Source organism: Streptomyces sp. ADMS (genome assembly GCF_033441795.1).
In the GTDB taxonomy this organism is placed as follows: domain Bacteria; phylum Actinomycetota; class Actinomycetes; order Streptomycetales; family Streptomycetaceae; genus Streptomyces.
Genome location: NZ_JAVFVX010000674.1, coordinates 1 through 209, shown reverse-complemented (window position 1 = coordinate 209; position 209 = coordinate 1). Strand labels below are relative to the sequence as shown.

The 209-nt window shown below is 67.5% G+C and carries 1 protein-coding gene; it reads right to left on the bottom strand.

Annotated features, from left to right (window positions below):
* The coding region (locus tag RB628_RS42440) for a DUF317 domain-containing protein (protein WP_318325884.1) at positions 1 to 209 on the bottom strand (209 nt) is incomplete at both ends.

Genomic DNA, 209 nt, shown 5'->3' with positions numbered 1-209 from the left:
GGGGTGGCGCTGGTGAAGTCGGCGTGCCAGCGTTCGCCGTTGACGTGGTCCACGCAGCCGTACATCGTCCACTGCGCCGGCCCTTCGCCCTGCAACTCCATGGAGTCGTCGAGGTGGCCCTTGCGCAGAGCGAAATAGGCGTGCCCGTCCGGTGAACGCTGGTAGAGGTACATGGCGGTGTCGTCGGTCTGCCACCCGCGGTCGGCCAA